Annotated in this window: 23 protein-coding genes; 9 read left to right on the forward strand and 14 right to left on the reverse strand. The window is 56.8% G+C overall.

Annotation, left to right across the window (positions count from 1 at the left end; translation table 11 throughout):
• Positions 1–236 precede the first annotated feature (236 nt).
• Positions 237–1781 carry a hypothetical protein gene (locus ABWV47_RS14275; protein WP_353312947.1) on the forward strand — a complete coding sequence of 515 codons (1545 nt, stop codon included), beginning with the start codon at positions 237–239 and terminating at the stop codon, positions 1779–1781.
• A gap of 20 nt (positions 1782–1801) precedes the next feature.
• Here ABWV47_RS14275 and ABWV47_RS14280 read toward each other — a convergent pair whose 3' ends face one another.
• On the reverse strand, positions 1802–2542 hold the full coding sequence (locus ABWV47_RS14280) for a class I SAM-dependent methyltransferase (protein ID WP_353312948.1): 741 nt from the start codon (positions 2540–2542) through the stop codon (positions 1802–1804).
• A gap of 61 nt (positions 2543–2603) precedes the next feature.
• Here ABWV47_RS14280 and gloB point away from each other — a divergent pair, with 61 nt between their 5' ends.
• From gloB to ABWV47_RS14295, 3 genes are all read left to right on the forward strand, one after another.
• Positions 2604–3371: a hydroxyacylglutathione hydrolase gene (gene gloB, locus ABWV47_RS14285; protein WP_353312950.1), complete on the forward strand. Its 768-nt coding sequence runs from the start codon at positions 2604–2606 to the stop codon at positions 3369–3371.
• 223 nt (positions 3372–3594) lie between these two features.
• Positions 3595–5922, forward strand: coding sequence for an ATP-dependent Clp protease ATP-binding subunit ClpA (gene clpA, locus ABWV47_RS14290; protein ID WP_353312952.1), 2328 nt, complete (start codon positions 3595–3597; stop codon positions 5920–5922).
• Positions 5922–6884 carry a M23 family metallopeptidase gene (locus tag ABWV47_RS14295; RefSeq protein WP_353312954.1) on the forward strand — a complete coding sequence of 321 codons (963 nt, stop codon included), beginning with the start codon at positions 5922–5924 and terminating at the stop codon, positions 6882–6884. Before clpA ends, ABWV47_RS14295 begins: the two co-directional genes overlap by 1 nt.
• A gap of 6 nt (positions 6885–6890) precedes the next feature.
• On the opposite strand, the gene ABWV47_RS14300 is transcribed toward ABWV47_RS14295, so the two are convergent.
• From ABWV47_RS14300 to ABWV47_RS14310, 3 genes are all read right to left on the reverse strand, one after another.
• A complete protein-coding gene (locus tag ABWV47_RS14300) occupies positions 6891–9107 on the reverse strand; it encodes a peptidoglycan -binding protein (RefSeq protein ID WP_353312956.1) in 2217 nt (738 codons plus the stop codon).
• 3 nt (positions 9108–9110) lie between these two features.
• Entirely contained in the window at positions 9111–10349 is a 1239-nt protein-coding gene (locus ABWV47_RS14305; RefSeq protein WP_353312958.1) for a biopolymer transporter ExbB, read from the reverse strand.
• A gap of 94 nt (positions 10350–10443) precedes the next feature.
• Positions 10444–10968, reverse strand: a complete 525-nt coding sequence (locus ABWV47_RS14310; RefSeq protein WP_353312959.1) for a gamma-glutamylcyclotransferase — start codon at positions 10966–10968, stop codon at positions 10444–10446.
• Positions 10969–11041: 73 nt separating this feature from the next.
• Here ABWV47_RS14310 and ABWV47_RS14315 point away from each other — a divergent pair, with 73 nt between their 5' ends.
• Complete coding sequence (locus tag ABWV47_RS14315) at positions 11042–12037, forward strand: DUF2125 domain-containing protein (protein ID WP_353312961.1); 996 nt, start codon at positions 11042–11044, stop codon at positions 12035–12037.
• Positions 12038–12041: 4 nt separating this feature from the next.
• Here ABWV47_RS14315 and ABWV47_RS14320 read toward each other — a convergent pair whose 3' ends face one another.
• The 7 genes from ABWV47_RS14320 to ABWV47_RS14350 all read right to left on the reverse strand — a co-directional run bounded on the left by ABWV47_RS14320 (position 12042) and on the right by ABWV47_RS14350 (position 18325).
• Positions 12042–12878 carry an extensin-like domain-containing protein gene (locus ABWV47_RS14320; protein WP_353312963.1) on the reverse strand — a complete coding sequence of 279 codons (837 nt, stop codon included), beginning with the start codon at positions 12876–12878 and terminating at the stop codon, positions 12042–12044.
• On the reverse strand, positions 12875–13798 hold the full coding sequence (locus ABWV47_RS14325; RefSeq protein WP_353312965.1) for a prephenate/arogenate dehydrogenase family protein: 924 nt from the start codon (positions 13796–13798) through the stop codon (positions 12875–12877). The genes ABWV47_RS14320 and ABWV47_RS14325 overlap by 4 nt, the downstream gene beginning before the upstream one ends.
• Positions 13795–14880 (reverse strand): histidinol-phosphate transaminase, encoded by a 1086-nt coding sequence (gene hisC, locus ABWV47_RS14330; RefSeq protein ID WP_353312967.1) that lies wholly within the window; start codon positions 14878–14880, stop codon positions 13795–13797. Before hisC ends, ABWV47_RS14325 begins: the two co-directional genes overlap by 4 nt.
• A gap of 303 nt (positions 14881–15183) precedes the next feature.
• Positions 15184–15540, reverse strand: a complete 357-nt coding sequence (locus tag ABWV47_RS14335) for a hypothetical protein (RefSeq protein ID WP_353312969.1) — start codon at positions 15538–15540, stop codon at positions 15184–15186.
• A 250-nt stretch (positions 15541–15790) separates the two neighbouring features.
• Entirely contained in the window at positions 15791–16411 is a 621-nt protein-coding gene (gene rpsD / locus ABWV47_RS14340) for a 30S ribosomal protein S4 (protein WP_353312971.1), read from the reverse strand.
• Between the two features lie 130 nt (positions 16412–16541).
• Positions 16542–17657: an endonuclease/exonuclease/phosphatase family protein gene (locus tag ABWV47_RS14345; protein WP_353312973.1), complete on the reverse strand. Its 1116-nt coding sequence runs from the start codon at positions 17655–17657 to the stop codon at positions 16542–16544.
• A 134-nt stretch (positions 17658–17791) separates the two neighbouring features.
• A complete protein-coding gene (locus ABWV47_RS14350; protein WP_353312975.1) occupies positions 17792–18325 on the reverse strand; it encodes a winged helix-turn-helix transcriptional regulator in 534 nt (177 codons plus the stop codon).
• A gap of 65 nt (positions 18326–18390) precedes the next feature.
• Here ABWV47_RS14350 and ABWV47_RS14355 point away from each other — a divergent pair, with 65 nt between their 5' ends.
• A complete protein-coding gene (locus tag ABWV47_RS14355; RefSeq protein ID WP_353312977.1) occupies positions 18391–18765 on the forward strand; it encodes a VOC family protein in 375 nt (124 codons plus the stop codon).
• A gap of 52 nt (positions 18766–18817) precedes the next feature.
• Here ABWV47_RS14355 and ABWV47_RS14360 read toward each other — a convergent pair whose 3' ends face one another.
• The 3 genes from ABWV47_RS14360 to ABWV47_RS14370 form a co-directional block, all read right to left on the reverse strand.
• Positions 18818–19888 carry a Hint domain-containing protein gene (locus ABWV47_RS14360; RefSeq protein ID WP_353312979.1) on the reverse strand — a complete coding sequence of 357 codons (1071 nt, stop codon included), beginning with the start codon at positions 19886–19888 and terminating at the stop codon, positions 18818–18820.
• Positions 19889–20019: 131 nt separating this feature from the next.
• Positions 20020–20937, reverse strand: a complete 918-nt coding sequence (locus tag ABWV47_RS14365; protein WP_353312981.1) for a lipid A-modifier LpxR family protein — start codon at positions 20935–20937, stop codon at positions 20020–20022.
• A gap of 221 nt (positions 20938–21158) precedes the next feature.
• Positions 21159–21776 carry a LuxR C-terminal-related transcriptional regulator gene (locus tag ABWV47_RS14370; protein WP_353312983.1) on the reverse strand — a complete coding sequence of 206 codons (618 nt, stop codon included), beginning with the start codon at positions 21774–21776 and terminating at the stop codon, positions 21159–21161.
• A gap of 321 nt (positions 21777–22097) precedes the next feature.
• Here ABWV47_RS14370 and ABWV47_RS14375 point away from each other — a divergent pair, with 321 nt between their 5' ends.
• The 3 genes from ABWV47_RS14375 to ABWV47_RS14385 all read left to right on the forward strand — a co-directional run bounded on the left by ABWV47_RS14375 (position 22098) and on the right by ABWV47_RS14385 (position 26774).
• Positions 22098–22574 (forward strand): putative pterin-binding protein, encoded by a 477-nt coding sequence (locus ABWV47_RS14375; RefSeq protein ID WP_353312985.1) that lies wholly within the window; start codon positions 22098–22100, stop codon positions 22572–22574.
• A gap of 113 nt (positions 22575–22687) precedes the next feature.
• Complete coding sequence (locus ABWV47_RS14380) at positions 22688–25366, forward strand: ATP-binding protein (RefSeq protein WP_353312987.1); 2679 nt, start codon at positions 22688–22690, stop codon at positions 25364–25366.
• Positions 25367–25589: 223 nt separating this feature from the next.
• Positions 25590–26774, forward strand: coding sequence for a lipid-transfer protein (locus ABWV47_RS14385; protein WP_353312989.1), 1185 nt, complete (start codon positions 25590–25592; stop codon positions 26772–26774).
• Positions 26775–26779: the final 5 nt, after the last annotated feature.

A 26779-nucleotide genomic window follows, 5' to 3' on the forward strand; every position in this document is an offset into this window, starting at 1 on the left:
TTTGCCTGCTCATACAAGACCAAAAAATGTACATCAAACACTCGTTTTCTGCGATTCCCGTGTCCATATTGCGTCGTTTCGCAAAGGTGACGCCCGGTCAGATCGCAGGCGTTTTCTCCATTGGCGGCCGTTCCTGACCCGCTTTGCGTCGAAATCTGCAATCAACGAAATCTCAATCAATATTCCGTCCATATGAGCGCAGGGGAAAACCGTCTGATTCTGAGATTTGAGGCACTATGGGACCGCTTGTACTTTTGTCACTGTTGGGGATCGGCGCAGCCACTGCGATTGTTGACATTATGGGCAACTCCGATGGGGATGACGGGTCCAGCTCCTCCGACTCCGACGCAAACCCAGATCAAAACAGAGACGATCTGGACGGTGAAGAAACACAGGACGGTCCCTCAGATCCACAAGGCCAAACCAATTATGGAACCGATGGCGACGATGATCTTTTTGCGCGTGGCGCTGAAAACATCGACGCCAAGGACGGCAATGACCGGCTTTTTTCCCGTGGCTCCGGCATTCTCTTGGGCGGCGATGGCGACGATGCCTTTGCGCTTGGCGGCAGCACAGAGGGCTTTGGCGAAGAGGGTGACGACTATATGCACATCTCCGATGCCGCAGCCGGTTTTGGTGGCGAAGGCAACGACACGTTTTTCCTCAAACCGTCGCAATCCACCACCGACGGCCCGGCAACTGCGGACGGCGGTGAAGGTGATGATACGTTCCTTTTGCACCCACTGGATGGGTTGCCAGAAAATACAGTGGCCCATATTCTCACCGGCGGAGCAGGTGCGGATGTCTACGCTTTAGACATCGACAGCGCTATCTCCGTGCGCCCGGCGGACGCAGACGACAATCAAATCATTGCCACCATCACCGATTTTGACCCTGACGAAGACCTTTTGTTGGTCGACTTGGGTGCGGCGGCCAATTTTCAAGACGTGGACGAACTGCCGCTGCCAGACATCACCACCACCGAAGACCCAGATGGGGCCTATACGGACGTGCACTTTAGCTGGACCAACCCACTGAACCCCGACAACGTGGAAATGCGCACCATGCGGTTGGAAGGGGTCACAGACTTCTCTGCGGGCGAGGTCCAACTGACCAGCGTCTTTGATCCGGACAGTCAGCACTTTGACGATGCAACAAACGGGCATGCAGAACATCGCCTTTATGCGCTCACCCCCACCGATGGCAGCGCTGATGATGATACACTCGCCCTTGATGAGAGCGCTGCAACAACACTCAAAGATGGCGACGATACACTCACGCTCACGGGTGGCACACATCTTGCCTATGGGGGAGAAGGTGACGACACCATGACGGTTGCGACGGATGAAACCGGCGCGGCCCAGTTATTTGGTGGCGAGGGTGACGATGTGATCACTGCGGACCTTGTACAAGACAACGACACCTCCCTATTTGGCGGTGACGGGGATGACACCATCACCTTTGGCCTCGGGCACTATGTCGAAGGCAATGCAGGTACAGACACGTTGACTTTGAATGTGCATGCGAATGCTCTCAATCAGGGGCCCGCAGTTCTGGACGAATTGACGGGAAATCATCTCACCATCAATGTCTCACCTGACGTGCAGGGTGACCTGCAGATCGTCAATCACACCTATGGCAACGGGTTTGAGGTTGCCTACTCTGAAATCTTCATCGGCGACGTGCCGATCCTGAAACTGTTGGAAGAAGACTTCACCAACGGTGTCGGTATTGCGGAGATCGACTCGCGGATCACCATCATGCGCGACGCGGTCCTCTAAAAAGCGCACCAAATCGGGCGTTAGGCAGGTGTCACTTCTGGACTAGGGCTGAGCACACGCAGCGGCTTGGCAATCCGTGCATGCACGCCGGGGCCTTTTGCGGCATGCACACGTTTACTGGCCTCCACAATCAAAACACCTCCGGCCAACACAGGCGATACCGTTTTGCCAAAACCTTCCAGAAGCACGCCCGTTTTGCGCCAAAACCGTTTGTGGCTGGGCGGCTGGTACAAGGTCGCGCGCTGGCGTTCTGGCATAAACCCATGCTGCCTTAGCTGCGCCTCAAGCTGACCCGCCGAATAGGGACGGCCAAAGCCAAATGGCGTTTTATCACTGCGTGACCACATGCCCGATCGGTGCGGCACCACAAACAACGCACGCCCCCCCGGCCCCAAAACACGATGCGCCTCTTGCAACACATCGCTGGGCCGGTCGCTGGTTTCCAGACCATGCATCATCACCAGCCGGTCCACATGCCCAGTTTCCAATGGCCACAGCGTTTCTTCGCAAAGCACAGAGACATTTGCCATGCCCGCAGGCCAAGGCATCACCCCTTGTGGTCCAGGCATCAGCCCAACAACACGGCGCGCTTCGGGCAAATAAGGGCGCAACAACGGCACAGCAAACCCAAACCCGGCCACGGTCAGCCCCTTGGCTTCAGGCCACAGTTCCAGCATCTGATCACGCACAGCTTTCTGCGCCGCCCGCCCCAATGTGCTGCGGTAATAGAAGTTGCGAAGATCTTGTACATCAAGATGCATTGCACCCGGCCCTCTGATAGGCAAATCTAGGGGTAACATAGCAACGCAGAGACAGATTTCCATGCCCCATCACATCGTGACCATCCCGTGCCTGTCCGACAATTACGCATTCCTTGTACATGATGCTGACACCGGCGCGACAGCCTTGATTGACGCCCCCGACGCACCGCCAATTCTTGCGGAGCTGAAAAAGCGAGGCTGGCAGCTTTCCCATGTGCTTCTGACCCATCATCATTGGGATCACGTTGAGGGTTTGGCTGACATTCTTGCAGAACATTCTGCCAAAGTCTTTGGTGCCGTCGCAGATGAACACCGTCTGCCCGCCCTAGATCATGCCCTCTCTGAAGGTGACACCTTTGATTTTGGTGGTGAGGCGGTTGCCGTTTTGGACGTGTCCGGCCACACTGTGGGCCACATCGCCTTTCATTTCCCAGACACCAAAGCCGTGTTCACCGGTGACAGCCTGATGGCCATGGGCTGTGGTCGGCTGTTTGAGGGCACCCCAGCACAGATGTTTCACAGTTTAGAGAAACTGGCCGCCCTACCAGAGGACACCACCGTGTGCTCTGGACATGAATACACCACATCCAACTGCAGATTTGCCACTTCACTGGGCGAAGACAACGCCGCGGTCGACCAGCGTGTTGCCGAAACCGCCGGGCTGCGCGCCAAAGATATCGCCACAGTTCCCTCGCTCTTGGGGCTGGAAAAACAAACCAACCCGTTCTTGCGCAGCGCCGATCCGGCCCTGCAAGCCGCCATCGGCTTGGCCGGAGCGGATCCAGTCGACGTCTTCACAGAAGTACGCAAACGGAAGGACAACTTTTGATCTGGCAGCCAAACATGCGCGTATCTCCTGTAAATACACGCTCAAAAGGGCAGCGGATCACCACAGCGTGACCTATCCAAAAGGTGATTCGTGAGAATTACGTATCAATTTTTGCAGAAAGTCCTTGAAGACCGCCGCCAATCGACCAAACTTTAATACAAAGACCCTAAGGTGAGAGGCGGGCTTTCCGCCATCATCCAACCCCGGAGGGAGCAGTCACACCGTGCCGTCATTTTCTAACACGCTCGAACAAGCTATTCATGCCGCGCTCGCGCAGGCCAACCAGCGCAAACATGAGTTTGCCACGCTAGAGCATTTGCTCCTGTCGTTGCTGGAAGAGCCTGATGCACTGCGTGTGTTGCAGGCCTGCAGCGTGAACGTCGACGAATTGCGCAGCGACCTAATCGAATTCATCGATGATGATCTGTCCAACCTCGTGACAGACGTCGAAGGCAGCGAGGCGGTGCCAACCGCCGCTTTCCAACGCGTCATCCAACGCGCCGCCATACACGTTCAAAGCTCTGGCCGCACCGAAGTGACCGGCGCCAACGTGCTGGTTGCCATCTTTGCAGAACGCGAATCCAACGCAGCCTACTTCCTGCAAGAACAGGATATGACCCGCTATGATGCCGTGAACTTCATTGCGCATGGTGTGGCCAAGAACCCTGCCTTTGGTGAAGCACGATCAGTGTCTGGCTCTGACGAAGACCAAGAGCAGCGTATCGAAGCCACCGCCGAAGGTGGCGAGGCCAAAGAAAGCGCGCTGGCCAAATACTGCGTGGATCTGAACGTCAAAGCGGACCAAGGCGACGTTGATCCGCTGATTGGCCGCGCCGATGAAGTGGAACGTTGCATTCAGGTTCTCTGCCGTCGCCGCAAAAACAACCCACTTCTGGTGGGCGACCCCGGCGTAGGCAAGACGGCCATTGCCGAAGGTCTTGCGCGCAAAATCGTGCAGGGAGACATCCCCGAGGTTCTGTCTGAAACCACGATCTATTCGCTGGACATGGGCGCGCTTTTGGCGGGCACCCGCTATCGCGGCGATTTTGAGGAACGCCTCAAAGCTGTGGTAACCGAATTGGAAGACCACCCAGACGCGGTTCTGTTCATTGACGAAATCCACACTGTGATCGGTGCAGGTGCCACCTCTGGCGGTGCCATGGATGCATCAAACCTGCTGAAACCTGCTTTGCAGGGCGGCAAACTGCGCACCATGGGCTCCACAACGTATAAGGAATTCCGTCAGCACTTTGAGAAAGACCGCGCCTTGGCCCGTCGTTTCCAAAAGATCGACGTGAACGAGCCAACAGTGCCCGACAGCATCAAAATTCTCAAAGGCCTCAAAGAGTATTTTGAGGAGCATCACGGCGTGAAATACACCGCTGATGCGATCAAGACTGCTGTTGAACTGGCTGCACGCTACATCAATGACCGCAAACTGCCGGACAAAGCCATCGATGTGATCGACGAAGCCGGTGCCGCGCAACATCTTTTGTCCGCCTCCAAGCGTCGCAAGACCATCGGTGTAAAAGAGATCGAGGCGGTTGTCGCCAAGATCGCGCGCATTCCCCCCAAAAGCGTCTCCAAAGACGACGCCGAAGTGCTCAAGGATCTCGAAAAGTCCCTCAAGCGCGTGGTGTTTGGTCAAGATGACGCCATTGTGTCCCTCAGTTCCGCGATCAAACTGGCCCGTGCCGGTCTGCGCGAACCTGAAAAACCCATCGGCAACTACCTGTTCGCGGGGCCAACCGGTGTCGGCAAAACCGAAGTGGCAAAACAACTGGCTGATACGCTGGGTGTTGAGCTGCTGCGCTTTGACATGTCTGAGTACATGGAGAAACACGCCGTGTCCCGCTTGATCGGCGCGCCTCCCGGCTATGTTGGTTTTGACCAGGGCGGCCTTTTGACAGACGGCGTCGACCAACATCCACACTGTGTCCTGCTGCTTGACGAGATGGAGAAAGCTCACCCTGACGTCTACAACATTCTGTTGCAGGTGATGGACAACGGCGAGCTCACCGATCACAACGGCCGCACGGTCAGCTTCCGCAATGTGGTTCTGATCATGACATCCAATGCGGGTGCAACGGAGCAGGCGAAATCGGCCATTGGCTTTGGCCGTGACCGTCGCGAAGGCGAAGACACCGCCGCCATCGAGCGGACGTTTACACCGGAATTCCGCAACCGCTTGGATGCTGTGATCTCCTTCCAGCCACTGCCAAAAGACACCATCCTGCGCGTGGTCGAGAAATTTGTGCTGCAGCTTGAGGCCCAGCTGATGGACCGCAACGTGACCATCGAGCTGACGCCAAAGGCCGCACAGTGGCTTGCGGACAAAGGCTATGACGACAAGATGGGCGCCCGCCCACTTGGCCGTGTCATCCAAGAGTACATCAAAAAACCGCTCGCCGAAGAGCTGTTGTTTGGCAAGCTTGCCAAAGGTGGTGTGGTCAAGGTGAAGGTCAAAAATGGCGAGCTCATTCTTGATCTTGCCGGGCCTGACAGCCCGCGCATCACGGGGGACAAGCCTCCGCTGCTCACGGCAGACTGATGCTGACACGCAGTATTGCACTGATCGGCGCGCTCGCAGCTTACCCAGCTGCGGGCGCGCCAACGTTTTCGCTTCCTGTTGACTGTGCCTTGGGCGAGACCTGCTTTATTCAAAACTACGTCGACCAAGATTCAGGCCCTGATGCGGTGGATCACACCTGTGGGCCCCTGACCTATGACGGCCACAAAGGTACGGATTTTGCCCTCCCCTCGACAGCGGCGATGGATCACGGTGTGAATGTCCTGGCGGCGGCGGACGGCATTGTTCTTGGCACCCGGGACGGTATGGCCGACCGCGTGATCCGCACCGAAGACATCCCAAGCCTGCAAGGCAAGGATTGTGGCAATGGCCTTGCGCTGGATCACGGCGACGGCTGGGTCACACAATACTGCCATATGAAACAAGGGTCTGTGTCAGTATCGACGGGAGACACGGTTTCACGTGGCCAGATTTTGGGAGAAATCGGCCTCTCCGGACGCACTCAATTCCCACATCTTCATATTTCTGTGCGCGCCAATGATGAGGTGGTTGATCCCTTCTCGGCAGAGGACACGAGCACCTGCACCGGCAGTCATGTCTCTCTTTGGGATGCCCCAATGCCCTATGTCGGCGGCGGCATGATCCGCGCAGGTTTTGAGGTCGGCGTTCCCAGCTACGAAACGGTCAAATCCGGCATCGCTGGACGCGACAAAATCCCGTCTCAAGCCAAGGCTTTGGTGCTCTTTGGCTACGCGTTCGGCAGCTTACCCGACGATGAGATGTCCCTGGTCATCACCGGCCCACAGGGCCACGTGTTTGCCCATACTGAAGTCCTGACAAAAACGCAGGCACAGTACTTTCGCGCAGGCGGCAAGCGCACCCCCATGGGGGGCTGGCCGGTCGGGCACTATCACGGGGAGGTCACCATCACACGCGACGGCGCCACCTTGGATCAACAGCGTGTTGAGCTCCTCATAGAGTAGCCCCCACTATTTCTCGGTGAATTTCAACTCGATACGGCGGTTGCGCGCCCGCGCTTCGGCGGTGTCGGCGGGGTCAACAGGCTGATATTGGCCAAAGCCATTGGCCGACACCCGCGTTGGCGGCAGCCCAAGCACATCGATCATATAGCGCACAACCGACAGGGCCCGCGCTTGGCTAAGTTCCCAGTTGTCAGAAAATTCTCCACCGTAGATCGGCACATCGTCCGTGTGGCCATCAACGCGCAAAATCCAGTCGATATTGCTTGGAATGTCATCAATCACACTCTGCAGAATGTTGGCCACTTTGGCGACCTCACCCTGCCCTTCAAAAGACAGGTCCGCGCCACCGGGCGGGAACAACACCTCAGACGAGAACACAAACCGGTCGCCGACAATGCGCACGCCTTCCTGTGTCCCCAGCAGGTTGCGCAGCTCACCAAAGAACTCCGACCGATATTGTGCCAAATTCTGTGTCTCAGCCTCCAGCACACGCTTCTCTTCTTCAAGCCGCAACCGTTCTGCTTCTTCCAGCAAGCGCCGTTTGCGCTCTTCTGCGGCGGCACGTGCAAGGGCTGCATTCAAATCTGATCCCAAAGCATCCAGCTGGACCTGCGCCGCCGCATCTTTCTCAGAATACTCATCCAAAATAGTCTGCAACTGCCCCAATTGCGTGCGTAAAGCCGCAATCTGTTGGTTCAACGCCGCGATCTGGCGCAAGCTTTCCGCAGACTTTGCTTCTTCCTCTGACAACGCTTTGTTGGCCTCTGCCAGCAAAGCGTCTCGCCGCTCAGCTTCACTTAAGGACTCTGCCTGAGCATTCTCTGCGGCCTTTTGTGCTGCCAAAGCCGCAGCCAATTCTGCTTCGACGTCAAGCGTGTCACGCAGTCTCTGCTCTGCTGCAAGCTTGGCCGCCAGTGCTGCGGCCAACCGTTCGCGCAGCGACGACCCGCCCTGCTCCGACTGGGTTTGCGCCACAATTGCTGCGGCCAATTGCTCTTCGAGATTGGCGACCTGCGTGGTCAACCCATCCACCTGTGCCGCCGTTTCAGCCCCGCGTGTTTCCGCGGTCAGTTTCGCAGCCAAGGCCTCAGCCAACTGCGCCTCTAGTTCCTCAAGATCAGAGCTGCGCTCGCCAACCTGTGTCTCCGCAATGGCCCGCGCAGCCACTTCGTCCACCAATTTGCCTTGCAGCTCCGCAACCGTGCGCCGGTTCTCTTCAAGTCCCAACAACGCCGCCGCCAATTGGGCTTTGATGGATGCCAACTCGCCTTCGCGCGTTTCCAGCTCAGTTTCGACAGTTGCAAGCTTGAGCACCGTCTCTTCCAAATCCGCACCAACACTCTGTTCCTGCACCAGTGCAGCTGCCAATTTAAGATCCAAATCTTCACGCGCGGCTTCTGCCGCCGCCAACAGTGTCAACGTGTCCTCAGCCTCTTTGCGCTGCGCTTCAAGCGCCAAGGTCATCGCCGTGAGTTCCGCATCTGCGTTCTCAAGCCGTTTGCGCAGCTCTTCTGCTGCTGCGGCTTGCAAAATCCGCTGTTGTTCCTCCGCCGTGAGCGCCCGATCCAACTGATCTGCTTCGGCGGCCAACTCGTCTATCTGCAACTGCCCCTCGGCCACATCGGTGCGTAGGCTGTCGATCAACGCCTGCATCGCCTCCGTCTCTGCTGCGGCCAAACGCGCGGCTTCGACACCTGCGTCAATTTCATCACGGGCCTGCGCCAGCGCCAGATTGAGCGTCGCGCGTTCGTCCTCCAAGGCGTCCCGCTGACCCTCAAGCGCGACAATGTCGGCCTCCGCTTGATCCCGTTGCGCCAAAAGACCAGCGACTTGCGCTTCAAAGCTGGTGATCTGCGTTTGCGCTGCCTCCAATGCAGCCGCTTGGGCATCACGCGTGGCACTCAGCGCAGCGATCAAGGCCGACTGTTCCCGCAAGGCCGTATCCCGATCCGCCAAGGTTGCGCTCAGGCCACCAATCTCTGTCTCCAAGTCTTGCGCCCGCGTGCGCTCCAGCCCCAGAGCATCAGCCAAGGCCGCAACCTCGGTCTGCAGCGCATCCAGTTCCGTGTCTTTCTCAGTGATGGTTTCCGACAGCACAAACTGCACAATCATAAAAATTGTCAGCACAAACATCAGCACCAACAAAAGCCCGGTCATCGCATCCACGAATCCGGGCCAGATTGAGGCCTGAAACCTTTGACCAGTACGGCGGGACAGAGCCATATGTTAGCCCTCCCGTCCGCCCTTGGGCCTTGGTGTCTGCTTCAGATTGACTTTGGTATTTGGCCCGTCGGCTTGAGCCTCTTGCAATTTGACGTTCCGACGCAAAAGCCGCGTGATCATGGCCATCTCTGTACGCAGCTCTGTCATGCTTTCCTGCCGACCTGCGGAGATCTCTTCCAAAATCCTCAGCATCTGCACATCAATCGAGCGCAAGCGCATGCGGCTTTCCGCATCCATGCCACCATCTGCCGCGCCGCTTTCTTGAATGCTCGCCAAAAGCTGTTCTTGCCCTTCGGCAACCCGCAACAACGCCTGCGTTGCAGGTGCCTGAGTTTCCATACGGTCAGCCATCCGGTGGATCGCCGCCACCAATTCACTCATGTCGCCACTGCTCTCGCTGCGCACATGTGCGGTCTGCACCATCGTATCGCGCAGCTGATCGAGCTGCCCCGACATATGCTCAAACGCAGCGCCGAGAACCTGAACGTCACCGCCTTCGCTGTCACCAGAGGTGAAGCCCACCCGTGTGATCGAGCTCAGCCATTCCTCAAGCTCGCGGTAAAACCGGTTTTGTCCGTGGCTGGCAAACAGTTCCAGCAAGCCAACAACCAAAGACCCAGCCAACCCTAAGAGTGAGGATGCAAAGGCCACGCCCATGCCGCCCAACTGGCTTTCCAACCCATCCATCAATCGCGCGACGACATCCACGCTGGAGTCGCCCTCGCCCAAATCAAGACTTTGGATCGTGTCAACGACCGCCGGAACAGTGGTGGCCAAGCCGTAGAACGTGCCCAACAGGCCAAGGAAGATCAACAGATTGACGATGTAACGCGTGATCTCACGCCCTTCATCAATGCGTGTCGCCACGGATTCCAGAATGGAACTGGAAGAGGTTGACGAAATCTGCCCATGCGCCCCGCGCTCGCGCAACAATGTCGCCAAAGAGGCCAACAGAGTTGGGGGGCTGTGGGGATCATGACCGACCCGAAGCCCTGCAAACCCTTCAATCCAACGCACAGACCTGAAGAGCGACAACACCTGCCCAAAGGTCGCGGCGACACCCACCAAAAAGACAAAGAAAATGAACCCGTTTAGCTCTGGATTGGCGGTGAACACCGGCAACACCTGAGGCAGCGCGACATAGGCGACACCACCTACCAGCGCCAGCACAATCAGCATAAGCACAATCTGGCGGGTGGGTTTATTGAAACGCGGCTCGATTTTACGGTCCGGCTGATCCATGTGGACGGATCCTGACACTTGTTTTTTCTGTCGTCACCCTACTGGCATGCCTCTGCGCTGCCAAGGAATTTTCCGCTAAATCGCGTCAGTCCGGTCAGCCAGAGGCCATATTGTGCACTTCGCGCGACAGCCAACGTAAATCTGCGTCTTCAATGCCCAGTTCAAACAGATGGCTGGCGGTATTGTGGAGGTATTCGGTGTTCGGGCCTCGCCCCCCAACTGCGGTAGAAATGATCTGCGCTTGTTCGAGCAAATCCAGATGACAATATTGCACGTGATCGGGATCAATCACGTAGGTCACGGCCTCTACGCTGCGCCCATCGGCAAGGCTCAGCGGCAATGTGCGCTCAAGGTAGGCAGAGCTTACAAGTTCGCGTTCCCGCAAATAGTCCAATGTGCCCGCTTCATGCCCGTCCGCCACCTTGAGAGCCAACCCCTGACAGTGAGCGCCGTCCGCCGCATCCAGAGCCAAAACCAAACCGGGATGTTCCACCGTGCCGCGATGATGGATCGATCGCATGCAGAAACTCCGGTGCCATCCGTCAAGGCGTGCCACACTTTGTTCAGCCACCTCAAAACCGGGGTTCCACAAAAGTGATCCGTATCCAAATACCCACATAGTCTACCTCTGGTCCTGCGTGCTTTGCGCCGTTAAACACCAATCTGAAACGCGACAAAAGGGGCCGTGGGGCATGAAACGACTGGCATATCTGATTCTCATCGCCGCGATGGCGTGGTCAGGCTTCTGGCTGGCGGGCTACTGGGGCGTGACCACCGCCTTCCCCGCTTGGTTTGATGCCCGTCAAAACGACGGCTGGGTCGCCGAATATGATGAGCTTTCGGTTGCAGGATATCCGAGCCGTCTGGACAGCACCTTCACCAACATCACGCTCGCCGATCCACGCACTGGCGTGGCGTGGGAAGCTCCTTTCTTTCAGTTGTTTGCCCTGACCTATCGCCCAAATCATCTGATCGCCGTTTGGCCCGACACCCAAACCTTGGCAACACCCACAGAAAAACTCGACATCACCTCCGGCGACATGCGCGCCTCCTTGGTGTTGGACGCAGGCACAGACCTCACGTTGTCCCGCACCAATCTTGCAATCACCGACCTTGGCATCGCGTCCAGCGCCGACTGGCAGCTCTCCGCCAAATCTGTGACCGTTGCGATGCACCGTGACGAAGAAAACCCAACCCGCTACCGTATCGCATTCAACGCTGACGATCTCACCCCACCCGCAGGCTTTGACCTGCCGGACGGAGTGGATCTGCCTCGAAGTTTTTCCAGCTTTAAGGCCGACCTGACGGCTGACTTTGATCAGCCTTGGGACAGAACCGCCATCGAAACCGCGCGACCGCAACCTGTGACTCTTGACCTGACACTGGCAGAAATTGTCTGGGGAGATTTGCAACTCAACGCCGCGGGCTCCGTCACTGTGGACAGTTCGGGATATCCCACCGGAGAGGTCACCATACGTGCGGTCAACTGGCGCGAGATATTGGCCGTTGCGCGCCAATCGGCAAAGGTATCACCCTCCGTTGTGGACACTCTGGAGCAAGCACTTGGCTTTGTCGCTCAACTCTCCGGCAACGGTCGCGAATTGGACATTCCATTGACGTTTCGTGGTGGCGCAACTCGTCTGGGCCCGCTGCCAATCGGCCCTGCCCCCAGACTCGTGCTGCGCTAAAGTCTTACCGGCAGTAAGATCCGCTGCGGTGACGCGCCACGTCAAAATGAAAGTGGTCTTTGTGGTAGCGATCCGCATTGGGACCCAAAACTGTGCCAAACGGCCCACAGGCGCTTTTGTGCATCTTCTTGAGAATGCGGCCCTTCTTGCCGTTGTTCCAATCTTTGAGCACAGAGATTGTATCGCCATTTTTGAGCGTCACAGCAGAGATATCAATCGCATTGCCTTTGCCATGCTCGCTGATCTTCGCACCCTTCTTGTGATTGCGCGTGCGACAGGCGTAATGTGCCGCCACTTTGATCTCGCGTGCGCCGCCACCATAGCTGCGCACCGCTTTGTTCATTCCTTTGTCGACCCATGTCTGCAACGCCTTGGCCGTATCACAGTTCATAACGGAGGGTGTGCTGAGCTTGACCCCTTCCACCTCATAGAGCCGGATCGCGCCTTTGGAGATGCCACAGCCCGGCAGCTTGCCCGGCACCGGATCAATTTCCTGACCAATCAATTTTCGATCTCGGCACACTTTGCCAATACCCGCTTTGCGTCGCTCTTTCTTCTTGCTTTTGAACAATCCAGCCTGCGTGGCTTCGAGCTGTGGTGCAGCCGCCACCGCAGGTACCGCTGTGACAGTTGCGGCACGATCCACGGCCGCGCTGGTTTGCACCGGGCGCAGCACAGGCCGCAACGACCGCTCTGGCGCCAAACTTGGCAAGGCCACGGGGTAAATCTGCGGGCGAAGGACCGGACGCAAACTTGAGTCCGGCGGGCTTGCTGGTACCGCAGAGGCTCCCATCACGCAAAAGGCCAATACTGAGGCCAAAAGTCCTGCGCTGCGCGTCACGTCTTTGGCGCCCCCCGTCCAAAGTTTGGCGCGGCTGTGTCCTGCCCCGCCTCAATGATCCCGCGCCGGATTGCCCGCGTGCGGGTGAAGTAGTCAAACAGCTGATCACCATCTCCGGTACGTATGGCCCGCTGTAGTGCAAACAATTCTTCGGTGAAACGTCCCAAGATTTCAAGGGTCGCGTCTTTGTTGGTCAAAAACACGTCGCGCCACATGGTGGGATCAGAGGCCGCAATACGGGTAAAGTCTCGAAATCCAGCGGCCGAATACTTGATCACTTCGCTGTCTGTCACGCGGCGCAAATCATCCGCAACACCCACCATCGTGTAAGCGATCAAATGCGGTGCATGGCTGGTTACGGCCAGCACAAGATCATGATGGTCCGCATCCATCTCATCCACGTTGGCGCCCATGCCTTCCCAAAGCGCCCGCAATTGCGCCACAGCCTCAGGTTTGCTGCCCTCAACAGGCACAAGCAAACACCAGCGATTGTCGTAAAGTTCCGCAAAGCCACTTTCTGGACCAGAATGCTCGGTTCCGGCCAAAGGGTGAGCTGGCACAAAATGAACGCCTTCGGGCAAATGTGGGGCCACCGCGTCAATCACGCTGCGCTTAACCGAGCCCACATCCGTCACGGTCGCACCGGGTTTGAGCGCCGGCGCAATCTCCGCCGCCACGGCGCCCATCGCGCCAACCGGCACACACAGCACCACAAGGTCTGCGTCTTTCACAGCCTCAATCACGCTGTCATAAACCTGATCGCACAGGCCGATCCGGCGGGCCGTGTCGCGAGTGGCTTCAGAGCGGGCATACCCGGTCACTTCACCGGCAAGCCCCCCCCGTTTCATGGCCCAAAACATGGACGACGCGATCAGTCCAAGACCAATCAGTGCAACCCGGTCATAGACCGGCGCACTCATCGCGCCCCGCCTTTGAACTGGCCAATCGCATGCGCAACCCGGCGACAGCTTGGCTCATCCCCAACCGTGATACGCAAACAGTTGGGCAAGCCATAGCCCGCCACACGGCGCACAAGCAGCCCTTGGGTTTTCAGATACTCATCACAAGCCTCAGCCTCAGCCTGATCCGCAAATCGCGCCAAAATAAAGTTGGTGCAGGACGTATCAGACGGCACCCCCAACTCCATCAACGCTTCGGCCAACCAAGCCCGCATACGTGCGTTCTCGGTGCGGCACTTTGCGACCCACTCTTGATCACGCACCGCCGCTTCAGCCAACGTCATCTGAATATTGGACAGGTTAAACGGCTGGCGCACTCGGTTGAGCACGTCAATGATCTCTTGCGAAGCATAGCCCCAACCGACGCGCAATCCACCAAGCCCGTAGATCTTTGAGAACGTGCGGGTCATCACCACATTGTCGCGTGCTTCGACAAGCCCAGCGCCACCATCTGATCCCTGCACATATTCGGTATAGGCACCGTCGTGCACCAGAATGCAGCCTTTGGGCAAACCATCTGCGAGACGTGCCAGATCATTGCCGCCAATCATCGTTCCCGTGGGGTTCGCAGGATTGGCAATAAACACGATTTTGGTTTTTTTGGTGCAGGCTGCCAAGATCGCATCCACATCGACGACGCGTTCGCGCTCTGCGGCGACCACCGGCTTGGCCCCCACCATCTTGGCCAAGATCGGATACATTGAGAATCCGTGTTCGGGATACACAACCTCATCCCCAACCCCGGCATAGGCCTGAGTGATAAACTGCAGCACCTCGTCGCTACCGACACCACAGATAATCCGCGCGGCGTCCAATCCGTGCACTTCGGCAATTGCCGCGCGCAGGTCGGCGTGATCGGTATTGGGATAACGATGCAAGTTCAGACCCGTTTTGGCATGCGTGTCTTTCACGACATCACTGCATCCCAATGGGTTTTCGTTGGAGGACAGTTTGGTGACATCTTTGACACCATCAACTGTCGCCTTGCCGCCAACATACAACTCAATGTCCATAACACCTGGTTGCGGCTCAATTCGTGACATGCACTACACTCCCTCGTTGCCCGCTGTGTAGCGATGCCTTGAGGTCTTGGAAAGGCAGGATCACTTCTGCATGCGCAAATGTCCCAACGGAAGATGCTCGCTGTTGCACAGCGGCCCCATCTTCGTGGCGAACACAACCTCAAGGGATAGTTTGACCGGTCCCGATTCCCGTGCGCCTTCGCGCAACCAACCAGCTTTCATCCGCGCCGTCTTTTGCCATCTCTAGGACACGACCCGCCAAAGACCAAGGCGCCCTCGTGCCTTGGTCGTACACATCAACAGACTCCGAAGAGTCTCGGAAAGTCAGGCGTAGTAGTCCACCACCGACTTTGTGGTATCAATGCCCGCCGCATCCAATTTGCCTTTGAGAACCTTGGCAAAGTCGCCACCTTCAGAGTTTTGATGGCTGGCCACGGCAGAGCGAATGGCGCTCATTACCGCGCTGTCCATCTGATTGCGGCGCTGCGCCTCATTGGCTGTTGGCGCACTGCGCGACGTTTCACGCACCGGCTCAACCTTTTCCGCCTTTGGGGGTGGCGGCGGCTCAACTGCTGACTGCCCCGCGTATTTTGACAAAGCTGCATGCAACATCGCGTTTTGAGTTGCGCTCAATCCAGACCACCCGGTGGTCTCTCCTAGAATGCCGACGACTGCGACCATTGTGTGTCTCCTTCTTGCACTTACCCGCTGGAACGGAGCAGCCCCCAATGCCGCCGTGCTTAAGGTGGTCTTAACATGGCACAATTTTAACGTTTCGCCAACCAAGCCTATAAAATTGTTAACAAAATTATCTGCTGCGCCACAGGATAACTCTGGACATCTCTCGACACCTGCAGTTCTGCGCCGCGCAAAAGAAAACCCCGCCACTTGGGCGGGGTTTTGCAAACTTCTTGAAAGACGTCGGCGAAGATTAGTTCTTCGCGTAGAATTCCACCACCAGGTTCGGCTCCATCATCACCGGGTAAGGCACATCGCCCAGCGCCGGTGTGCGCACGAAAGTGGCGGTCATTTTGGAGTGGTCCGCATCGATGTAGTCAGGCACATCGCGCTCAGACAGCTGTGTCGCTTCCAGCAGAACTGCGAGCTGCTTGGACTTGTCACGCACCTCGATCACGTCGCCTTCTTTAACGCGGTAAGATGGGATGTTGACGCGCTTGCCGTTCACTTTCACGTGGCCGTGGTTCACGAACTGACGGGCGGCAAAAACGGTTGGCACAAACTTGGCGCGGTATACAACTGCGTCCAGACGGCGCTCCAGCAGACCGATCAGGTTTTCACCCGTGTCGCCTTTAACACGTTCCGCTTCCGCATAGATGCGGCGGAACATTTTCTCGGTCATGTCGCCGTAGTAGCCTTTCAGCTTCTGCTTGGCGCGCAGCTGTGTGCCGAAGTCAGACAGCTTGCCTTTGCGGCGCTGACCGTGCTGGCCTGGGCCGTAGTCACGACGGTTGACGGGAGATTTGGGGCGGCCCCAGATGTTTTCGCCCATGCGGCGATCAATTTTGTATTTGGCAGTCGTGCGTTTGGTCACGGCTGTTCTCCTTCGTTTAGGTTTCGAAGGGCGTTGTCCTCTTGCCAGATTTGGCTGACATGACAGGCATCCTCTTGCGAGGGCCACCAACACCAATGAAGCCGCGCTTATACGTGGGATTCTTGGGGAGTCAAGCGTCCGGGCTGGCAAACTTGTCCAAGTAGTGACGGGTATATTCGGTGTCGATCTCAATCCACAATGGGGAATGGTCTGACATCTGGAAAGTGCGCCACTTGTCGTATCTCTTTTTCAAAGGTTCGTCCGGCTCCATATCCTCCGGAATCAACGGCTCCCATAGGGAGCGATCTTCCTCAGTGTCGCGAAAAACGTCTTCAAACATGTTGACCACACCGCCGCCAAGCACCTTAAAGCGCTCGTCCTCCACACGCAGGGCAATCTGGTCATAGTATTTGCCGTGATCCAGCCGCACAACATTGCCACCAATCTCGTCTGGCACGTGAAACCCGTTGCTTTCCAACGCTTCCATTGTTTCGTGCTCGGGTGACACCACGTTGAAGTCCCCCAATAAGATGTAGTTCTCAGCCTTTTCCGGACGATGGCGCACATACCTGTTTTCTTTGTCCTGACGTCGTCGGAAAAACTTCATCAGCCGCGCGATTTCATCAATGCGGCGCTGCAACTTGGCGCCAGAAGCGCTGCCGTAGTAGATGTGGACCGTGCACAGGTTGAATTTGAACCACCCAGATTGGAATGCAACGGTGTAGGGCGTCCGCGCAAATTGATTGTCCACCTCTTCCATGATCTTCTGGCCATCTTCGGTTTCCGCCAGTTTTTTGGTGACGATCAACTGCCCTTTCGGCAAGACCACCTCGCCTGCCATTTTCCGAAACCACACCTTCTCTGTATTGTAGACAAAGGCCAGTCGCTCGGCATTGCCACTCCATCCTTCGGTGACATCAGTAACAATGTAGTCCCACTCACGCCCAAGGATGCGCACCAACTTTTGCAAAGGTTTCAGATCACGGTTCACTTCCTGCACAGCGATAAGGTCAAAACAGGACATCATTTCTGCAAGATAGTAGAATGTTTCCGGCAACCTTGGGCCCCACTTGAACTTGTTGCCGTCAAAGTCGCGAATGTTCCAGGTGGCCAATAAAAGCTTTGAGTCCGATTTGCGGTTTCGCAAAGGCGCCAACCGCTCCCGCATCAACAACAGGCGTTCTGCACAGCGTTCCCGCATGGCGCTATCGCGAATGTAGCGCATACCCGTGTAGTTCAATGACATAACAATTCCCCCCTTAAAAACGATACACACCTATAGCACGAAATCGCGACAAAGTTGTAACATTTATGGAGGTGGCAGCGTTCATTGAGATCAGGCTGACAAGCTCTCAGACCCGCATGAAACCGTGTTGATTTTTAAGCCGCCAGCCCAATCACCTGATTGATCCGTTCCCCGGCGTTGACCGCCTGATAGGTCGGAAACGGCACCCGTTCTGATAGATCAATCTCCCGCGTCACCCAGTCTTGCGCCTCCAACGTCTGCAAAGACGTCGACAACGCCCGATCCGTGATTGCCCCCAGACGTGCCTTCAACCCGGAGAACCGCTGCGGTTGCGCCGCCAACGCCAGCACAGGCACGGTCCAACTTTTGCGCAGCAAGCTGACCTCACTGTCCTCGGCTGCCGACACCACGGCATCCGCCATGGCCGCCGCCGCGACCCCCAGCTCTGTGAGCACAAACTCCGGCCTGAGCGGATGCCCGTGCCCGGGATTGCGCGCGACAAGTCCCAGCTCCATCAAATGCGCCAAACTCACGCCAAACGCCGTGCGCCCCGCGCCACTCGCGGCGATCAACGCCGCCTGACGGCCCGGAACCCCGCGGTGCATCTGCGCCATAATGTCGAGCGCCCAAGCGCGTGAGGTGATCTTGACAAGCAACTTAATGTCCATAAAGTATATTTACTTTATTTTACGATTCATGCAACCACATACCGCAAACCACAAGGACCACCCCCATGGCTCTCGCCGCATTGACCAACATCATCACGCTCTCAATTTCCGTGAGTGATCGCCACGCAAGCGCTGCGTGGTATGAAGAAAAACTTGGGTTCACGCTCCGCTTTCATCTCGATGATGTGGGTTGGAGTGAGATGACCACCAAAACCGACGGCGTGATCCTCGGCATGGGCGAACAAACCGAACCGAAGCCCGGAAATTGCGTGCCGGTGTTTGGGGTGGAGGACATCGACGAAGCGCGTGCCGCTTTAGAGGGCGCGCAGGTGCGCTTTGATGGGCCCACGCAGGAAATCCCAGAGATGGTCAAGCTGGCGACGTTTTACGATCCAGACAACAACGCCTTCATGTTGGCGCAAGACCTCTCGCAGCAGTAACAAAAAACCCCCGCGCATTAGCCGGGGGTCTTTTTTAAGTATTGCAACCGGATCAGGCCGCGTCATGCATCAAAATCGCGGCCTCGCTGGCGCTCAGATTGCGGCGCGCGGCTGGCCCATAGTCATGTGGATTATGCGCCACTTCAGGCAGCTTCTGCAGCAATCTTGCTCGATCGTTCTGCGCCAAACTGTCCAGCGCCGCATTGGCTGGATGGAAGCTCTCCGTTTCCACGCCATTGGCCCAGATCACTTCGTGGCTCGGCAACAGCAGATGCACATAGGTCACCTCGCGTAAGGCAGAGTCCACACAGATTGTGTCCCCATTCACCATATCACGGGCGGCCACCAACACCTCTTTGGCGTTAAACAACGCCCTCGCCGCGTGCCCACGCACCAACATCCGATGCTCTGGGCTGACCAACAATTCCTGATCTGGGCGATCAATGCCCAGCGCCCCCGGCTTGATCCGAATAGGCCGCAGCTTCGGCATGGCAAATAGACGTGCGCCGGTCATGCGGCGACTGCCAATCCACTGCACCTCTTGTGCGCCATTGTCCCGCGTCTGCACACGGTCGCCTTCACGCAACTCTTCAATCAGCTTTGGTCCTTCAGGCGTCGCGATCCGCGTGCCTGGCGTGAAGCAAATCACCCCCGCATCCGGTGCCCGCACCTGCGAACGTTGCAACGCACTCATTGTGTGATGCACCACCCAAAGCTCGCACCCCTTGGGCGGCAACTCATCAAGGAACATCACCAACGGTCCACTGCCCGCCACTTCAATCACCGTGGCCGTGTAACTGTTTCGCCCATCGGTCACAACAAACCCGCCTTCCATCAGCGGATCGTCCATTTCTATTTCGTCCAGCGATTGCAAAGGTGTCTGATTGGTGACGGCTGCCCCTACCAATCGACGCACCATATGCGCCGCCCGCTTGCGGATGTTTGCCCCTTCTTCACCTCGGTCCAGACACAACAGCCCATTGGGGCCGTCCACACGGACGGCATCCCTTGTCCAAGACCACACCACGCCTGTTTCCAGCGCCTGCAACGGTGCGGCCTTCTGACCATCTATTTCTGTCTGTGACCAGGAGATGACAAACGTGCCACGAAAGCCCGTTTTCATTGCCTGATTACCTGCCTTGTCTTTTTTTATTGAGTGCAGGCTAACAAATGCGCGGAGTCCTGCCTAGGCCGTATTTTAAGAATTTACAGTTTCTTAAAATGGTGCGGCCTTCCGGCACTGAGGCGTGGCGATCAGAATTGATAGGTGAAGTTGATTGCGCCCACCACTTGGCCCTCTGTCTGGGCTTTGAATTCCTTGCCCAACCAAGATGCGCCATAAAATACGCTGTGCCGCTTCCCGCGCCAATGAACACCGGCCCGTGCGCGCGCCCTTACATCGGTCCGCTCTAGCCCATTCACCTCAGGCAAATAGACGCTGTTCACAACCTGCGCCGCATCAGCCCCCACAACAACACTCCATCCCGGCTGTTGGTTGCGGATCACGCTATAGCGATGCCCCGTGACGCTGTCGCGCGCCAAAAGCTCGCCCTGACCAAACCCGCCCAATGTGGCGTCAAAACCAACGCGCGCCAGCGTCTCATCTCCGGCCCGAACTTCGGCAAACGGCCGCAGAGAAAACGCATTACCCAGCGAGACAGTGTTGCCGACCTCTACAACACCACGCAGGCGCCATGTGTTTTGAATTTGTGCGTCCAGAACCGCCTGCGACGGCAATTGCACATCTGCGTTTCGGTGAATCCACGCTTGGATCTCGTCCAAATTGGTCATCGGACCAATCGCAACCACATCTGCACCGATGCTGGCTTCCAACCCACCGCGCTGAATGTGTGTATGCGCGCCCAAGAACGCCGAAGACGCATAGTGACGATCCCAGCTGCGCTGACGACCAAGGCTGATTGGCGCAATGATTTCCCCGCCAAATCGCACTTCCCAAAGGTCGCCAAACTCTGATGGAGCTTGCCCGGTCCAGTCGGACCCAACCGCGAGACTGGCGACCGCAGACCCCGTGCGCCACCGATCGTAGCTGTCACCAAAGGTGTCATTGACCAGAAGGTAGCCGAACCCCAGCAAAGAGCGCTCTTCTTCTGCGTGCACCGGCTGTACCGCCACAAATGCTGCCAAGGCAGCCCCCGCTAATTTCCTAAACATTTCAGTACCCCAGTAGTCGCCCCTGAGGCTCTAGGTACCGATGACAGGCATTTGCAGCGAGTAAGAACTTAATAAGTGGTTAATGCCTGTAAAATTCTATGTAATTACAAACAAACTTGGAAACACGGCACGCCTAATTGGTTTCGGCAACTGTCAAAAGACACCGAAAAATCAGCTAAGTATCATATTTTATTGAGGAAAATTTGCGACCTACGCACAGGTCAGAACAAGCCAGCTTCCCGCGCGATGAGGGCAGCCTGCGTCCGATTGCCTGCGCCAATCTTACGGTACAGGTTCTTCACATGCAATTTGATGGTTGGTTCAGACAAGTTCAGATCCCGCGCAATTTCTTTGTTGGCTTTGCCCTCAGCCAGCCCTTCAAGAACCTGCATCTCTCGATTTGTCAGTTTTTGCGCAATGGGATGTTGTGCACCAGCCTCAGCCGCCTCACTCATCAAATCTGCTGGAACAAACTGCTCCCCGGCCACCATAAATCGGATCGCATTGACCAAAGATTTTGCCGGCAATGTCTTGGGCACAAATCCCGCGGCCCCCACGGCCATCGCTTTCTGCACAACTCCACGAGGCGCTTCACCAGAGATCAGCGCCACACGCACACCACTGCGATGCGCCACAACGCGCTTTAGGCCCTCAAGCCCATGCATGCCCGGCATATTGTAATCCAAAAGAACCAGATCAAAGCCGCTCTGAGCGTCCAAAGCCGTCAATGCGCCAGCCAAGTCAGACACCGAGACAGTCGATATACCTCCGGCCCCTTCAATAAAGGCAACCAATGTGTCTCTCAAAAGATCATGATCATCCGCGATCAGAATTTTCAATTCTATGCTCCGTCGCTGGCCGCCTTTGTGCAACCCACTGCAATGTCAGTCCCGAATATCGGCCTCAACAACCTACCGTTTAGTTACGTTTTCGACCGTTTCGGCACAACAGTCTGAAAACGTGTTGAAAAGCCCGAATAGATAAAATCTTATACAACTTAACGTAAGGTCATGACAGAAACCTACCCCTTTGTATAGGGTCAGTATACCCTTGACCACATGCCAAATCCACGCGGTCGCGTTATTAAATTCAGTAAGCAGATGAGGCAGCACTAAATGCGGAAAAGAATACACGTTATTTTCGCTGTAGCTGTCGGCCTCATGCTACCACTCACGACCGCCCTTCGGGCAAACGACGCCATGGAATCTCCTTCCGGAAGCGTCATACTGACCGTGTCGGGCACGATCGACACCACAAATGTCGACGACACGGCTCAGTTCGATTTGGATATGTTGCGTTCATTTCCGGCAACGTCCTTTTCGACATCGACCATTTGGACTGATGGGGTCCACATGTTCACGGGTGTACCGTTGGCGTCGTTGCTTGATACTTTGGGGAGTACAGGCAACACGCTGCGGGCCTCGGCCATAAATGACTATGCCATCGAAATCTCAATCGACTCGCTGGAAGATGCGGCGCCTGTTCTGGTGTACGAGATGAATGGTGAGCCCATGCATCGACGTGACAAAGGCCCGCTTTGGATCGTCTATCCGTATGACTCTGAAGAGAGATTTCGCACCGCGAAGATCTATTCGCACAGCGTTTGGCAACTCGACAGGATCGAGATCCTAGACTAGTCTCTGCGCATGTCGCACGCATTCTTCAAAATGGCTCTCGGGTTCCGTCCCACCGCTCTTCAAGACGCCCTGTCTGCCGTTTGTGACCGGCAAGCCGCAACCTCGGCCTAGTCATGCGCCGCGGTACACTCCCGATACTGGACAGAACGCGCGGCAAACGAAATGCTCTCAGTCTCACGTTGCCCGACACCACCGGATGGCGGCGCATCCTGAGCTTGATGCTCATTCTCTGTGCGACATTGCTCGCAACGGTCGCCGCCATCACCACCTATGAGGTCGGCACCAATTTTCGCGACGTTCGCTCTGAGGCATCAGACAATGTCGAATGGTCCTTGGCCCAGGCCGAATTGGAAACCAGAGATTTCACCGCAGCGCTCGAAGCTGCAATGCTGGACCCAGAAGCAAGCTTGGACCGCCTCCGGTTGCGGTACGATATTTTTTACAGCCGTTTCGTCACAATCATGCGGTCCCCGAACTATCAACGCCTGAACACAACCCCAGAGTTTGACGCCGCCCTCCATCGGATTGAGCGATTCGTACTCGGTTCCGAAACCCTGATCGATGGTCCAGATGACGCTTTGCGCGCGGCCCTGCCCGATCTCAGAAAGAGATCAGAACACCTACGGAACGACACCCGCACCCTGTCTTTGAAGGGGCTGACGTTTTTTGCAGAACAGGCTGACCAACGCAGAGACCGTGTCACCAACACCTTTGTACGCCTCACAGCCAGCACAGCTGCATTGATCGCTGCGCTGATCGCGCTCATCATTCACACCTTCAACATCTATCGGCGCACCCGCCAACGCGGCCATGCCTTGGTGCAGGCCAACGTCCGCATGAACACCATCCTTACAGCGTCCTTTGATGGGGTGATTGTTGTGGACCGCGCCGCACGCATCTTAGAATTTAATCAGGCCTGCGAAGACATGTTTGATTATCATATTGAGGACGTCCACGGCAAAAGCTTTCTGGAAATGCTGGCGCCGGCCCACACACGGATGGCGCACGCGGCGGCCATGGAACGTCTGGCGAAACGCGAACAGGGCAACATAGCGGGAACCGGACGTATCCGCATGGATGCGATGCGGGCAGATGGCAGTATTTTTCCCGTCGAAGTCGCTGTGGAAATGGCCGAGGAAAACAACCAGACCATCTTCATCGGCTTCATTCACGACATCTCTGAGCGGGTCGCAACAGAGCGCGAACTGGTGCAGGCGCGCGACCGTGCTCTGACCGGTGAGAAAGTCAAAGCCGAGTTTTTGACCGTGATGAGCCATGAAATACGCACACCGCTGAACGGTGTCCTTGGCAATCTAAACCTGCTCAATGACACTGCACTGACATCCACTCAAACACGCTATGTCCGCAATATGGAAATCTCCGGTCGCGTGTTGATGCGTCATGTTGATACCGTACTCAACATCGCCCGTCATGAGGCGGGCGTCTTAGATGTCTCTCTGAGCAACGTCGATTTGTCGGTGTTGTTGCAAGAGCTGATCGACAGCCAACTCAGTGCCGCCATCGCACGAGGCACCTCCCTCAGTTGGCGCTGGGAGGGGGCGCCCCGTGCTTGGGTCCAAACCGACCGCGCCGCCGTTGAGCAAATTCTGTTGAACCTGATTGGCAACGCCATCAAATTCACCGAAGGCGGCACAATCATCGTCGAAGCCGAGGCCCTGAAAGACACAGACGAAGAGACGTCGATGATCGAACTGCGCGTGGTCGACACCGGCGTTGGCATCGCGCCTGATCGGATTGACCACGTGTTTGACGATTTTGTCACCAATGACTCCACCTTTGGTCGTGTGCCCGGCGGCACCGGCCTTGGCCTTGGGATCGCGCGCCGATTTGCCGAAAACATGGGCGGCGGAGTCGGCGTTGAAAGCCTGCATGGGCAAGGTTGTGCGTTTTGGGTACGCCTGCCCATGGCTCCCGGAACACGCACACTACACAGCACCACACCACGCCGCGCTGCCCCGGTGCCGCCGATGCATATTCTTCTGGTAGAAGACAACCCCATCAACATCGAACTCGCGCAGGACATGCTCACCCGTGAAAACCACAGTGTGATCTGCGCCACGGATGGCGAACAGGCAGTACAGGCCGCTGAAAGGGCGACATTTGATGTGATCTTGATGGACATTGCGATGCCCGTGATGAACGGACAGCAGGCAACACTTGCCATTCGCGCAGGCGACGGCCCCAATCAGAACACACCGATCGTTGCGATCTCCGCCAACATCTTGCCTGACGAACGCAAACGCCTGATCGCGGCGGGGATGAACGGGTTTCTGGGCAAGCCGCTCAATCGATCAGAGCTTGAAGCGCAATTGCGCCAAATTGCGCAAAACAGCATCTCAGCAGTGACGCTCACAAGCGACACGCCCGCCGCCCAAACACAGGCGCGCGACACCGACCAGCTTTTGGACACCGCCGCAATCCGTGGCAACCGCGCCGGGCTCCCCGAAGACACGTACCACCGCCTGTTGGCGCGCTTTCTGGTAGAGGGCGACGCGCTCAACGCCGCCATCACCGCGCCTTACCGGCAATCCCGGCACGTTGCGAAACTCTGTCATGATCTTGCCAGTGCCTCTGCCATTTTTGGCGCACGCGCGTTGCACACAGCCTTGGTGGAAGCGGACACCGCTGCCAAACAAAGAGACATCGCAAAGTTTGAGCAATGCCTCGTCACCTTGCCCCCTCTTTGGCGCAAGACCCGCGCCGCACTGGAAACAGAGCTGCCCAGTGATGTCGCACAAAAGGGGTTAAGCCATCTGCGCCCCAAGCATTGAGCAAGACCTTAACTGAACCCGCAAATGTTTGATGTGAACTGCACAGAAATCATCGGCCTTCAGCACATCATTGCGTTCAGATCGCCCAGCCCCATCCCTCCTTCAAGCAAACGTTGCGTCACTCCCATGTCCTTAAAGGGTAACTTGGGAGAATATTGAATTTGCGAGATGCGCCAAACAATCTGATACTTTAGCGTGGATCTCGGAGCGGGGAGGACGACCAATGAGACACGACACAATTGTTGCCGGTGTCGGCATGATCAAATTTGCCAAGCCGGGTGCATCAGACAGCTATGATCAAATGGGGGCCGCTGCGGTACGTGCTGCCCTGAAAGACGCCGGTCTCAACTACGATGATATACAACAGGCCTATGCAGGCTACGTCTATGGTGACAGCACTTGCGGACAAAAGGCGCTGTATCACGTCGGCATGTCCGGCATCCCAATCATCAATGTGAACAACAATTGCTCCACGGGCTCGACCGCGCTGTATATGGCACGTCAAGCCATCGAAAGTGGCATCGCCGATTGTGTGCTTGCGGTCGGGTTTGAGCAAATGCAACCCGGCGCGCTCACCTCTCACTGGACCGACAGACCCACACCATTTGATGACTTTGACGCCGCCTGCGACACGCTTGTGGGACACGCCGAGGTGCCCCTTGCGCTGCGCTACTTCGGCGGGGCTGGCAAATCTCATATGGAAAAATATGGGACCGAACTCAAAGACTTCGCCAAAATTCGCGCCAAAGCCTCTCGTCATGCTTCGCGCAATCCACTGGCGCTCTTTGCGCAAGAGCTGACCGAGGATCAAGTCCTGGCCGCTCCGGTCATGTGGGACGGTGTGATGACCCGCCTGATGGCCTGCCCACCAACCTGTGGCGGTGCTGCTGCAATCCTCTGTTCCAGAAGCTTCGCCACCAAACATGGCCTCGACACAACGGTGCAGATCAAAGCCCAAGCCATGACCACCGACTACGCCTCTACCTTTGAGAGCCGCGATATGATGCAGGTTGTCGGTTACGACATGACCGCCGCCGCCGCTCAGCAAGTTCAGGAAACCTCCGGCATCGCCATCGCAGATGTCGATGTGGTCGAGCTGCACGACTGTTTCGCGCACAACGAGCTGATCACCTATGAAGGTCTTGGTCTCACTCCGGAAGGGACTGCACAGAAATTCATTGCTGATGGCAACAACACCTATGGCGGCACCTTTGTGACCAACCCCTCTGGCGGCCTGCTATCCAAGGGCCATCCCCTGGGCGCCACTGGATTGGCACAATGTTACGAGTTGACCCATCAGCTGCGCGGCACCGCAGAGGCCCGTCAGGTTGACGGTGCACGCACCGCGTTGCAGCACAACCTTGGCCTTGGTGGTGCCTGCGTCGTAACGCTGTATCAGGCGGCGTAATCGAC

It is taken from the genome of Shimia sp. NS0008-38b (assembly GCF_040370365.1).
Taxonomy (GTDB): domain Bacteria; phylum Pseudomonadota; class Alphaproteobacteria; order Rhodobacterales; family Rhodobacteraceae; genus Shimia.